A 12,414-nucleotide genomic window follows, 5' to 3' on the forward strand; every position below is an offset into this window, starting at 1 on the left:
GGCGAAACCCGAGCCGTGGACATTGGACGGATACGAAAATTGCTGCGCCGCACGCATGGGCCTGCCCGCGCACATCGCATGAAGAGGTTTGCCCAAGCCGCTCCCGGTCGGATACATTAGGATTCCCGGCCGCCCGTCATTCAGAGGCACGCAGAGCCGGACGGCGCCACGCCGGGAGACGACAAGGAGACGACGATGGACCTGCGGCAACGCGAGCACATCGACACGGTAGTCCAGCTCACCACGCACGCCGGCGCGCCGTTGCCGTGCCTGCCGCGCGCGCCCGAGACCATCATCCAGAATTCCTGGCGGCGCTGCGTGCACCAGTACGGGCTCGACCCCGCGCGCATGCAGCAGGCCCGCATCCTGCCGCAGACGCGGCTGCGCGAGCACCAGCAGCGCATCGACGATTTCACCCGCATCGCCCGCCACGGCCTGCAGACGCTCTACGGCCAGGTGGCCGGCATGGGCTACGTGGTGCTGCTCACCGACGCGCAGGGCGTGACCGTGGACTACCTCGGCGACGCCAATGCCGACGCACGCCTGCGCCGCGCCGGCCTGTACCTGGGCGCGCAGTGGAGCGAGGCCGGCGCCGGCACCTGCGCGGTGGGCACCGCGCTGGCCACCGGGCAGGCGCTGACGGTGCACCAGGCCGACCATTTCGACGCCACCCACATCCCGCTGACCTGCACCGCCGCGCCGCTGTTCGACTCGCACGGCAGCCTCTGCGCCATCCTCGACATCTCCGCGCTGACCTCGCCGCAAGCCAAGGACAGCCAGGGGCTGGCGCTGCAGATGGTGCGCATCTACGCCAGCCACATCGAGAACGCCAGCTTCCTGCGCAGCCACCGCGAGGACTGGATCCTCAAGCTCGACGCGGCGCCGGAATTCGTCGACGTGAACCCGGAATACCTGCTCGCGCTCGACGCCGCCGGCCGCGTGAGCGGCCACAACCGGCGCGCGCAGCAGATGCTGGAGGCCGAGCTTGGCGCGGGCGGCGGCGTATCGACCGTATCGGGCGCGCCGGTGCTGGGCATGGCCTTCGAGGCGCTGTTCGACGCCCGCCTGGACGAGCTCGGCCGCTTCGTCCATTCGCGCCCGAGCGAGCAGCGCGCGCTGGCGCTGTCGCGCAGCGGCAGGCGGCTCTACCTGAGCGTGATGCCGCCGGCGCCGCGCTGGCAGCCGGCCGTGGTGGCGCGCGGCGCGCCGCTGCAGGCGCCGCTGGCCGCCCTGTGCGGCGGCGATGCCGCGCTGCAGCAGCAATTGCAGCGCGCCGCCAGGCTGGTGGATTCGCCGATCAACCTGCTGATCAACGGCGAGACCGGCAGCGGCAAGGAATACCTCGCCAAGGCGCTGCACCAGGCCAGCGCGCGCCGCGGCGGGCCGTTCGTGGCGGTCAACTGCGCGGCGATTCCCGAGACGCTGATCGAGAGCGAACTGTTCGGCCACCTGCCCAACAGCTTCTCCGGCGCAGGCCCGCGCGCCAAGCGCGGCCTGATCCAGGAAGCGGACGGCGGCACGCTGTTCCTCGACGAGATCGGCGACATGCCGCGCGAGCTGCAATCGCGCCTGCTGCGCGTGCTGGCCGAAGGCGAGGTGCTGGCCATCGGCGCCGCGCGGCCGGTGCCGGTCAATGTGCGCGTGATTTCCGCCACGCACCATCCGCTGGATCAACTGGTGAGCAGCGGGCGCTTCCGCGAAGACCTGTACTACCGCCTCAACGGCGCGCGCCTCGCGCTGCCGCCGCTGCGCGAGCGCACCGACCTGGACTGGCTGATCGACAAGATGCTCGGCGCGGGCGGCGCCGCCGTCAGCCTGTCGCCGGCGGCGCGCGCGCGCCTGCATGCGCATGCGTGGCCCGGCAACCTGCGCGAACTGCGCAACGCGCTCGAATACGCGCGCGCGGTCTGCACCGGCGGCCATGTCGAAGTGGAAGACCTGCCCGAAGGCATCGGCGCCGCACCGCGGCAACCGGGCTTGCTGGCGCCCGCGCTGCCGCCGGCCGGCGCGGCGGCGCCAGCGGTCCAGCCGGCGCCGGTCGCCGGCCCCGGCCCGCACTTTGATCCGCACTTCGATCCGCACCAGCTTCCGCCCGAGGGCATGCTGCTGATGCAGTACCTGCGCGCGGCGGGCTGGAACCTCAGCGCGGTGGCGCGCCAGATCGGCGTGAGCCGCATGACGCTGTACCGCCGCATGGCGCGTTATGGCATCGCCTCGCCCAACCAGCGCGACGCGCCGCACTGACCGCGCGACAGGTGTCGCGCGGCTTGACACCTGATGCTGTGACACCTGTCACAGCGCGGCCCCGGCTGTCTCGCCGGTAGCCGTTTTTTCTGCGGGTAATCCCGCGCTTTTTCCGCGCTTTTGCTGCCTTGCCTGCGTGTGCGCCGGGTGGCACGCCCATTGCGATATGCCTGCCACAAGATAAAACGGCAGGAGACCAGGCATGGGTGAGCAGACGCTGGCCGCGCGGCCGCTGGTGGGCATCATCGCCAATCCGATCTCGGCGCGCGACATCCGCCGCGTGATCGCCAACGCCAATACGCTGCAGCTGGCCGACCGCGTCAACATCGTGCTGCGCCTGCTGGCCGCGCTCGCCGCCTGCGGCGTGGGCCGCGTGCTGATGATGCCGGACCGCGAAGGCATGCGCGTGCTGCTGGCGCGCCATCTGACGCGTCGCCAGGGGCCGGACGCCGCGCTGCCCGAAGTGGCCTACCTCGACATGCCCGTCACCGCGCGCGTGGACGATACCTTCCTGGCCGCGCGCATGATGCGCGAGGCGGGCGTCGCCGCCATCATCGTGCTCGGCGGCGACGGCACCCATCGCGCGGTGGTGCGCGAATGCGGCCGCGTGCCGATTGCCGGCATCTCCACCGGCACCAACAACGCCTATCCCGAAATGCGCGAGGCCACCATCACCGGCCTTGCCACCGGCCTGTTCGCCAGCGGGCGCATTCCCGCCGCGCAGGCGCTGGCCGCCAACAAGCGGCTCGACGTCCGCATCGCCGGCGAACACGAAGTGCGCCACGACATCGCCCTGGTGGACGCCGTGATCTCGCACGAGCATTTCATCGGCGCGCGCGCGTTGTGGAAGACCGAGACGCTTGGCGCCGTGTACCTCGCCTTCGCCGATCCGCAGGCCATCGGCCTGTCCGCCATCGGCGGGCTGCTCGAGCCGGTCGGGCGCCACGAGCCCGGCGGCCTCGCCATCGAGCTCGCCGCCGCCGGCGCAGGCCGCTTCGACCTGCGCGCGCCGATCGCGCCGGGGCTGCTCAGCGCCGTGCCCATCGCCGGCTGGGAGCGCCTGGCCGACGGCGTGCCGCACCGCGTGCGCCAGCGCAGCGGCATCGTCGCGCTGGACGGCGAGCGCGAGCTGGTGTTCGGCGCGCGCGACGAAGTTACCGTGACGCTGCGCGAGCGCGCCTTCCTCAGCCTCGACGTGGCCGCCTGCATGCGCTACGCCGCTGCCGCCGGGCTGATGCGCTGCGGGCGCGCGCCGCCGCCCGCTTCCTGCCCGCCAACGCTTGCCGATAGCCTTACCGCTGCCACAAAACCATGAAGGAGACAGACATGACCACCCCAGCCAGCCAGAACACCTTGCCGCTCGGCAAGGAAGACCTGCTCGCCGTGTATCGCCGCATGCGCACCATCCGCGATTTCGAGGAGCGCCTGCACGTGGACTTCGGCCGCGGCGACATTCCCGGCTTCGTCCATCTCTACGCCGGCGAGGAAGCCGCCGGCGTCGGCATCCTGCATCACCTCGGCGACGGCGACCGTATCGCCAGCACGCACCGCGGCCACGGCCACTGCATCGCCAAGGGCGTGGATCCGGCGGCGATGATGAAGGAGATCTACGGCCGCAAGGGCGGCTCGTGCAACGGCAAGGGCGGCTCCATGCATATCGCCGACCTGTCCAAGGGCATGATGGGCGCCAACGGCATTCTCGGCGCGGGCGCGCCGCTGGTCTGCGGCGCCGCGCTGGCCGCCAAGTTCCGCGGCAAGGGCGAGGTCGGCATCACGTTCGCCGGCGACGGCGCCTCCAACCAGGGCACCTTCCTCGAAAGCCTGAATCTGGCCGCCGTGTGGAACCTGCCGGTGATCTTCGTCATCGAGAACAACGGCTACGCCGAGTCCACCGCGCGCGAGTACGGCACCGCCGTGGACAGCTACGTCGACCGCGCCGCCGGCTTCGGCATTCCCGGCGTGACCGTGGACGGCACCGACTTCTTCGCCGTGCACGAGGCCGCCGGCGAAGTCATCAAACGTGCCCGCGAAGGCGGCGGCCCCGCGCTGCTCGAATGCAAGATGGTGCGCTTCTATGGCCATTTCGAGGGCGACGCGCAGACCTACCGCGCCAGCGGCGAGCTCGACGACATCCGCGCCAACAAGGACTGCCTGAAGAAATTCGCCGCCACCGTGACGCAGGCCGGCGTGATCGCCCCCGAAGAACTGAAGGCCATCGACGAGCAGGTCGCCGCGCTGATCGAGGACGCCGTGCAGCAGGCCAAGGCCGCGCCGTTCCCCACCGCCGCCGACCTGCTCACCGACGTCTACGTCAGCTACTGAGCGCATCGCAGACCGGACCGCACGAACAGCACAGACAGGAGACCCAACCATGTCCCGCAAACTCAGCATGAAGCTGGCGATCAACGAAGCGATCGACCAGGAAATGACCCGTGACCCGAGCGTGATCATGCTCGGCGAGGATATCGTCGGCGGCGCCGGCGCGGACGGCGAGAAGGACGCCTGGGGCGGCGTGCTCGGCGTCACCAAGGGCCTCTACGCCAAGCACGGCGACCGCCTGCTCGACACGCCGCTGTCCGAGTCCGCCTACGTCGGCGCGGCCATCGGCGCGGCGGCCTGCGGCATGCGCCCCATCGCCGAGCTGATGTTCATCGACTTCATGGGTGTGTGCTTCGACCAGATCTTCAACCAGGCCGCCAAGTTCCGCTACATGTTCGGCGGCAAGGCCGAGACGCCGGTGGTGATCCGCGCGATGGTCGGCGCGGGCTTTCGCGCGGCGGCCCAGCACAGCCAGATGCTTACGCCGCTGTTCACGCACATCCCGGGGCTCAAGGTGGTGTGCCCGTCCACGCCCTACGACACCAAGGGCCTGCTGATCCAGGCCATCCGCGACAACGACCCCGTCATCTTCTGCGAGCACAAGAACCTGTACGGCTTCGAAGGCGAGGTGCCGGAGAACTCGTACGCGATTCCGTTCGGCGAGGCCAACATCGTGCGCGACGGCAAGGATGTGTCCATCGTCACCTATGGCCTGATGGTGCACCGCGCGCTGGAAGCCGCCGCCACGCTGGCCAAGGAAGGCATCGAGGCCGAGGTGGTGGACCTGCGCAGCCTGTCGCCGCTGGACATCGACACCGTGCTGGAGACCGTGGAAAACACCGGCCGCCTGGTGGTGGTGGACGAAGCCAGCCCGCGCTGCAACATCGCCACCGACATCGCCGCGCAGGTCGCGCAGCGGGCCTTCGGCGCGCTCAAGGCCGGCATCGAGATGGTGTGCCCGCCGCACACGCCGGTGCCGTTCTCGCCCGCGCTGGAAGACCTCTACATCCCCAGCGCGGCGCAGATCGCCGAGGCCGCGCGCAAGACCGTGAAGGGAGGAAAACACTGATGGCCGAGATCACCCCGATCGTCATGCCCAAATGGGGCCTGTCGATGAAAGAAGGCACCATCAACGACTGGCTGGTGGAAGAGGGCGCGCAGATCACCGTGGGCATGCCCATCCTCGACGTGGAGACCGACAAGATCGCCAACGCCGTGGAAGCGCCCGACGCCGGCACGCTGCGCCGCAAGGTCGCCGCCGTGGGCGACGTGCTGCCGGTCAAGGCGCTGCTCGGCGTACTGGCCCCGCCCGGGGTCAGCGACGCCGAGATCGACGCCTACGTGGCCGCCTACGAAACCCCGGCCGCCGACGAAGACGACGCCGAAGCGGGCGCCGCCGCGTACCAGTTCATCGACATCGACGGCATCCGCGTGCGCTACGCCAGGCGCGGCGAAGGCGCCGAGACCGTGCTGTTCCTGCACGGCTTCGGCGGCGACCTCGACAACTGGCTGTTCAACCTCGACGCGCTGGCCGAGACGCACACCGTGGTCGCGCTGGACCTGCCCGCGCACGGCCAGTCCACGCCGAAACTGCCCGGCAACACGCTGGCCGCGCTGGCCGGCTTCGTCGCGCAGTTCATGGACGCGCTCGACATCGGCCAGGCGCATCTGGTCGGCCACTCGATGGGCGGCGGCGTGGCCGCGCAACTGGCCGTGGACGCGCCCCAGCGCGTGCGCTCGCTGGCGCTGGTCTCGCCGGTCGGCCTCGGCGACGAGATCAACAACGGCTACACCGAAGGCTTCGTCAACGCGCAATCGCGGCGCGACCTCAAGCCGGTGATCGAACTGCTGTTCGCCGACACCGGCCTGGTCAGCCGCCAGATGCTGGACGACCTGCTCAAGTACAAGCGCCTCGACGGCGTGACCGAGGCCCTGGCCAGCCTCGGCGCCAGCCTGTTCGGCGGCGGCCGGCAGACCGAACAGCCGGGCCGCAAACTCGGCGACAAGCCGGTGCTGGTGGTGTGGGGCGCGCAGGACCACGTCATTCCGCCGGCCCATGCGCAGAACGCGCCGGCCGGGGCCACCGTCAAGGTGTTCGACGACGCCGGGCATATGAGCCAGATGGAGCGGGCTGGCGAGTTCAATGCGTTGTTGCGGGCGCATTTGGGAGGGTGAAGAGGGGGGTGAAGAGGGCCGTGGAACGTGAAAGGCACTTTCGTATCTATTCAATATCTATTCATATTCCACGGCAAAGATTGGAGAAGACGTTACTAAGTGATTGATATACAATCATTTTCTCGTACATCGATCCATTCAGTATCTATTCATGTCTGCCCACATCACCGCGCTACTCGACGCGCTTGGCAGTGGTCCCGCCAACGCGGGGTACCTGTGCGAGCGGCTGGGGATCAGCCAGCCTACGTTGTCGCGCCGCATCGCGGCCGCGAGCGACCGTGTGCTGCGCATCGGCAAGGCCAAGGCCGCGCAGTATCTGGCGCGCCGCAGCGTGGCGGGGCAGGCCCAGCTGGCGTTGTACCGTGTCACGGCCGCCGGCAGGCTGGAGCAATGGGGCGAACTGTTGCCGGTCCATCCGGGCTTTGTCGTGCGCGAGGCGGGCCAGCCCGATCGTCACTTCGAAGGCCTGCCGTGGTGGCTGCAGGACATGCGCCCGCAGGGCTTTCTAGGCCGGCACTGGGCGCGCCAGCGCGCCGCCGGGCTCGGCCTGCCCGACGACCCGCGGAACTGGACTGACGACCACGTGCTGGTCGCGCTGGCGGCGGGGCAGCATGACGTGACCGGCAACCTGCTGCTGGGCGACCTGAGCCGCGACGCCTGGCTCGCGCAACGGCCGGAAGGCATCGCCGCCGGCGAGCGCGCGCAACGCTTTCCGGAACTGGCGGCGCGCTCGATGGCGGGCGAGCGGATCGGCTCCAGCGCCGGCGGCGAGCAGCCGAAGTTCGCGGTCCAGGTGGATGGGCGGGATGTGCTGGTCAAGTTCAGCGCCGCGCAGGACAGCGCGATCAGCCAGCGCTGGCGGGATTTGCTGCTGGCCGAACACCTGGCCCTGCAGCACCTGGCCGGGCACGGCTTGCCCGCGGCGCAGAGCGAATTGCTGGATGCCGGCGGCCAGCGCTTCTTGCAGGTCGCCCGCTTTGACCGCACCGAGCAGGGCGGCCGGCGCGGCGTGGTGTCGCTGGCCGCGCTGGACGCGGAGTTCGTCGGACGCGGCAGCAGTGCGTGGCCGGCCGTGACGGACGCGCTGTTCGCGCAGGGCGTGATCACGCAGCAAGCACATCATGATGCCGGCCGGCTCTATGCCTTCGGCCGGCTGATCGGCAACACGGACATGCATTTCGGCAATCTGGCCTTCCTGCATGACGGCGCGCTGCCGTTTCCGCTGACGCCGACCTACGACATGCTGCCGATGGGCCTGCGGCCCCACGACAGCGGCGCCATGCGCGACGACCTCGACCCGCTCACGCCGCCGGCGCAGCCGCCGGTCGCGGTCTGGCACGAGATGCTGCCGCTGGCCCGCGCTTACTGGCAGCGGCTTGCCGGCCATCCGCTGGCCAGCGCGGGATTCGCGGCGATTGCCGGCCGGCAGCAGGCATGGCTGGATGACGTCGGCCAGCAACTCGAACGGCTGGCCTGAAGGCAAGTCACCACTCGGGCGAGGGCGAGGTGGTATTGAACAGCGGTTTCCGTGCAACGTCACCACACTACGGCGCAACCCATGCCCTTCACCCCCTTCACCCCCGACCCAACCGACCCCGATCCCCTCCACGCCGAGCACGCCATGCTCGAGCAGGCCGCCGCCGGCCGCTGGCTGGCCCACCTGTGGCAGGCGCCGGTGTCGCTGGTGGTGCCGCGCAGCTACCTGCGCCATGCGCAACTGGAAGCCGCGCGCCGTGACTTCGCCGCGCGCGGCTGTCCGGTGTGGCTGCGGCTGTCCGGTGGCGGGCTGGTGCCGCAGGGGCCGGGCATCCTCAACCTGAGCCTGGCCTACCCGGTGCGCGGCGGCGCGGGCACGCACGCCGAAGGCGTCTACCTGCACCTGTGCGAAGTGCTGGCCGGCGCGCTGGCCGAGCTTGGGTTGCGCACGCACTGGCAGGCCGTGGATGGCTCTTTCTGCGACGGCCGCTTCAATCTCGCGTGGGGGCCGCAGACGGACGCACGCAAGATCGCCGGCACGGCGCAATACTGGCGCCGGGCGGCCGGCGCCGCCGATGCCGCGCTGCACGTGGTGCTGGCCCACGCCGTGCTGCTGGTGACGGCGGAGCCGGAGGAGATCAACCGGCGCGCCAACGATTTCGAGGCCGCCATCGGCAGTGGCCGCCACTACCGCGCCGACAAGGTGGTGAGCGTGGCTGGCGCGCTCGCGCGAAGCGGGCAGGCCGTGCCGGCAGCATTGGAGGAACTTACCGCCAACGCGCTGCGGCGCGCGCTGGCCGCCAACCCGCCCGCTTTCGCGGTGCCCGCCGCGTGAGGCGGGCCGGGATTCGTCGGTATTGACGATTTCCCGCGGCGGCGGCCGTGGCAAACTATCCGGCAAGACGCATCCGGGGATGGACCCGGCGCAGCGCAGACAACCGGAGACAAGACATGGCGGGACCGTTGGCGGGACTGAAGGTGGTGGAGATGGTGGGGCTCGGCCCGGCGCCGTTCTGCGCGATGATGCTGGCGGACCAGGGCGCCGAGGTGATCCGCGTCGACCGGCGGCGGGCGCCCGGCGCGCCCGCCGCCACCAGCGCCGGCAAGGCCCGCTGCGACGTGACCGCGCGCGGCCGCCGCTCGCTGGCCATCGACCTGCGCAAGCCCGGCGCGGCGCAGACCGTGCTGGACCTGATCGCCCGCGCCGACGTCCTGATCGAAGGCTTCCGCCCCGGCGTGATGGAGCGCCTGGGCCTGGGCCCCGACGCTTGCCTCGCGCGCAACCCCGCGCTGGTGTACGGTCGCATGACCGGCTGGGGCCAGCACGGGCCGCTCGCGCAGGCCGCCGGCCACGACATCAACTACATCGCCATCGCCGGCGCGCTGCACGCCATCGGCCGCCCGGACCGGCCGCCGGCGGTGCCGCTCAACTACATCGGTGACTTTGGCGGCGGCGGCATGCTGCTGGCGTTCGGCGTGATGTGCGCGCTTACCGAGGCGCGTCAGTCCGGCAAGGGACAGGTGGTGGACGCCGCCATGACCGACGGCACCGCGCTGCTCGGCGCCATGATGTACGGCTTCAAGGCCGGCGGGCGCTGGAGCAACCAGCGCGGCGACAATCTGCTCGACGGCGCCGCGCACTTCTACGACACCTACACCTGCGCCGACGGCAAATACGTGGCCGTGGGCGCCATCGAGCCGCAGTTCTACGCGCTGCTGCGCGAGCGCTGCGGGCTGGACGACCCCGCCTTCGACGCGCAGCTGGACAAGCGCCAGTGGCCCGCGCTCAAGGCCCGCATGGCGCAGATGTTCCTGACCCGCACGCGCGACGAATGGTGCGAACTGCTCGAAGGCAGCGATGCCTGCTTCGCGCCCGTGCTCGACTGGGACGAAGCGACCCGCCACCCGCACAACCGCGCGCGCGAGACCTTCCTGGAAATCGACGGCGTGGTGCAGCCGGCCCCGGCCCCGCGCTTCAGCCGCACGCCGGCCGGCGTGCCGAGCGCGCCGGTGGAACCGGGGGCGGACAGCGAGGCGATCCTGCGGGATTGGGGCATCGGCGCCGAGGCGATTGCCGCGTTGCGTGCGGATGGCGCGGTCTGAGGCGACGGGCCGCGCAAGGGTTAAAAGTTGTTGCTGTTGGGTTTGAGCGAGGCGCCGGAATCTATACTGGCTATGTCGCTGCGATCGTGGCGACCCGGGGTGAGAGCCGGAATGTGAGAGAACGGACGACTGCTGCCAGATGGTATTCTTTCGTCCGTTGTGCCTTTGTACGCCTCTACGGGCGGGCCTGGGCGGGGGGCCTTCGGGCCCGCCGGTCGCCTCTCTTCCGGTCTCTCAACCACGCCTTGTGCCCGCCCACCCGTTTGAGAGCGATTGGGCGGATTCCAGATCGTTCAAGAGAGAGGCATACACCATGCGTCAGTCTTCGCTCGCCCATCTCGGGCAGACAGCCGTTTCCATCATCACCCTCCCGCGCGCATCCGTATCGTTCAGGAGGGCGCGCCATGCCTAAACACACCCGCTACGGCATCACCGCCGAACACACCGGCGCCGACCTGTTCGTCACGTCTCACGCGCCATCCGAAACGCCCTTGAGCCTGGCGACAGAGAAAGCAGGTCAGCTTTACGCACTGCTCTGCATGACCGGCGACTATGCCGCGTCAGGCAATGCGTGCGGGGCGTTGAATCAGGAAGTACAAAGCGGAATTTTCTCACTGGCAGCGGGGCTCGCCCATGAGACGCTTGTGCTGAGCGAACTGGCAGCGCTGCGGAAGCAGGAGACCGCTTTGGCGGAATGAGGCCAGTGACCCGGCACGTTTTCGCGCATTGCTGATACGTGTTGCGCAGCCCGGCAAGCGCTTGCGCTTGCCGGCTTCGTCGACGCATCTGTATGCCAGTCGCTCGAGATAGCCAATCAAGATGCATATCTTCCAGGAGCATGACATGCTGATCGAGAAATGGGGCAACAGCCTCGCCGTGCGCTTGCCGCCGAGCGTGGTGGAAGCGCTGGCGCTGCGCGAGGGCGACGACATCGAAATCGTGATCAACGCATTGCGTACCGCTGCAATACGCAAGAAACCGGGCGCCGACGAACTGCTGTCGCGGCTGCGCCGTTTCCGCGGCAAGTTGCCTGCCGACTTCAAGTTTCGCCGCGACCAAGCCAATGCGCGATAGCCGGCAACGCAGCAGGACGACCGCGGCCGCCACCACTTCACGGCATCAGAAAGCCAAAAGCCACCGCTAGGGTGGCTTCGACTCTATCGCAGACTGCGGCGTCACCGGCTTAGGGCCCTCCGGGAGGGGCGGGAGTGGGATCGCAGTTGCCTACGAGCCAGCTAGTAGCGCTTAGCGTATCGCCAATCAAGCCCGGAGACGAGCCCGATCTCGCGCTGTACCGCCGCAGACAAGTCCAGCCCCGAAGAACCGATGCAGGAGTAATCCGAGAGGATTGCCATGATTTCTGCATCTTGTTTTTCATATCCGAACGGATATAATTCATGATCGAGAAACGCAAGCTCTTGTATTGGGAAGGGTCCTCGAAAAAGGACTTCAAGGCATTTCCCGTCCCCGTCCAGAAGGATATGGGAGTCGCGCTGTTCGTGGTCCAGTTGGGCGGCACGCCTGATTCGGCCAAGCCTTGGAAAGGCTTGGGTCCCGGGGTGTACGAGCTGGTGGAAGACCATCGGGGTGACACCTTCCGGGCGGTCTACTCCGTACTGATCGGCGATGCAGTGCATGTGCTGCATGCGTTTCAGAAAAAGTCCAAGTCCGGCATCGCCACGCCGCAGCCGGACGTGGAATTGATAGAGAGGCGGTTGAAGGCTGTGCTCACCCGTTACGGGGTGAGCGGGAGAACATGATGAGTCACAAGCACGATATTCAGGGCACCGACAACGTACTGGCAGACCTCGGTTTCGACGACGCCGAAGACCTGTCCGCAAAGGCCGCGCTCGCGTTCAAGTTCAATGCGCTGCTCGACAAGCGGGGCCTGAGCCAGACGGAGGCGGCCGCCATTACCGGCATGACCCAGCCCAAGGTGTCCCAGGTCCGCCGCTACAAGCTCCAGAACATTTCGCTGGAGCGGCTGATGCAGGCGCTGGTGTCGCTCGACCAGCATGTGGAGATCGTGGTGCAGCCCGCGCGTCGCAAGCATGCCGCCGGGATTACCGTCGCGGCCTGAGTGGGAATCCGCAAGGC

At 69.1% G+C, this 12,414-nt stretch carries 12 protein-coding genes; all 12 read left to right on the forward strand.

Annotated elements, in window-relative coordinates; genetic code table 11:
- The first annotated feature begins 195 nt into the window (after positions 1 to 195).
- The 12 genes from AC3WXD_RS28240 to AC3WXD_RS28295 all read left to right on the forward strand — a co-directional run bounded on the left by AC3WXD_RS28240 (position 196) and on the right by AC3WXD_RS28295 (position 12,397).
- Positions 196 to 2,244 carry a sigma-54-dependent Fis family transcriptional regulator gene (locus AC3WXD_RS28240; protein WP_492325121.1) on the forward strand — a complete coding sequence of 683 codons (2,049 nt, stop codon included), beginning with the start codon at positions 196 to 198 and terminating at the stop codon, positions 2,242 to 2,244.
- Positions 2,245 to 2,446: 202 nt separating this feature from the next.
- Entirely contained in the window at positions 2,447 to 3,559 is a 1,113-nt protein-coding gene (locus AC3WXD_RS28245; protein ID WP_492325122.1) for an ATP-NAD kinase family protein, read from the forward strand.
- Positions 3,560 to 3,570: 11 nt separating this feature from the next.
- Positions 3,571 to 4,566: a thiamine pyrophosphate-dependent dehydrogenase E1 component subunit alpha gene (locus tag AC3WXD_RS28250; RefSeq protein WP_020202479.1), complete on the forward strand. Its 996-nt coding sequence runs from the start codon at positions 3,571 to 3,573 to the stop codon at positions 4,564 to 4,566.
- A gap of 49 nt (positions 4,567 to 4,615) precedes the next feature.
- Complete coding sequence (locus AC3WXD_RS28255) at positions 4,616 to 5,632, forward strand: alpha-ketoacid dehydrogenase subunit beta (protein WP_020202480.1); 1,017 nt, start codon at positions 4,616 to 4,618, stop codon at positions 5,630 to 5,632.
- The gene (locus AC3WXD_RS28260; protein ID WP_492325123.1) at positions 5,632 to 6,738 is read left to right on the forward strand and encodes an acetoin dehydrogenase dihydrolipoyllysine-residue acetyltransferase subunit; all 1,107 of its coding nucleotides are present in this window, start codon (positions 5,632 to 5,634) and stop codon (positions 6,736 to 6,738) included. Before AC3WXD_RS28255 ends, AC3WXD_RS28260 begins: the two co-directional genes overlap by 1 nt.
- Before the next feature lie 151 nt (positions 6,739 to 6,889).
- Entirely contained in the window at positions 6,890 to 8,215 is a 1,326-nt protein-coding gene (gene yjjJ, locus AC3WXD_RS28265; protein WP_492325124.1) for a type II toxin-antitoxin system HipA family toxin YjjJ, read from the forward strand.
- Positions 8,216 to 8,296: 81 nt separating this feature from the next.
- Positions 8,297 to 9,049: a lipoyl protein ligase domain-containing protein gene (locus AC3WXD_RS28270; protein WP_492325125.1), complete on the forward strand. Its 753-nt coding sequence runs from the start codon at positions 8,297 to 8,299 to the stop codon at positions 9,047 to 9,049.
- A 116-nt stretch (positions 9,050 to 9,165) separates the two neighbouring features.
- Entirely contained in the window at positions 9,166 to 10,317 is a 1,152-nt protein-coding gene (locus AC3WXD_RS28275; protein ID WP_492325126.1) for a CaiB/BaiF CoA transferase family protein, read from the forward strand.
- 404 nt (positions 10,318 to 10,721) lie between these two features.
- Positions 10,722 to 11,015 (forward strand): hypothetical protein, encoded by a 294-nt coding sequence (locus AC3WXD_RS28280; RefSeq protein ID WP_492325127.1) that lies wholly within the window; start codon positions 10,722 to 10,724, stop codon positions 11,013 to 11,015.
- A 145-nt stretch (positions 11,016 to 11,160) separates the two neighbouring features.
- Positions 11,161 to 11,391 carry an AbrB/MazE/SpoVT family DNA-binding domain-containing protein gene (locus AC3WXD_RS28285; RefSeq protein WP_492325128.1) on the forward strand — a complete coding sequence of 77 codons (231 nt, stop codon included), beginning with the start codon at positions 11,161 to 11,163 and terminating at the stop codon, positions 11,389 to 11,391.
- A 323-nt stretch (positions 11,392 to 11,714) separates the two neighbouring features.
- Entirely contained in the window at positions 11,715 to 12,077 is a 363-nt protein-coding gene (locus AC3WXD_RS28290; protein ID WP_454732585.1) for a type II toxin-antitoxin system RelE/ParE family toxin, read from the forward strand.
- Positions 12,077 to 12,397 carry a helix-turn-helix domain-containing protein gene (locus tag AC3WXD_RS28295; protein ID WP_492325159.1) on the forward strand — a complete coding sequence of 107 codons (321 nt, stop codon included), beginning with the start codon at positions 12,077 to 12,079 and terminating at the stop codon, positions 12,395 to 12,397. The genes AC3WXD_RS28290 and AC3WXD_RS28295 overlap by 1 nt, the downstream gene beginning before the upstream one ends.
- Positions 12,398 to 12,414: the final 17 nt, after the last annotated feature.

The sequence above is a fragment of the Cupriavidus sp. FW216-B1 genome (assembly GCF_058789195.1).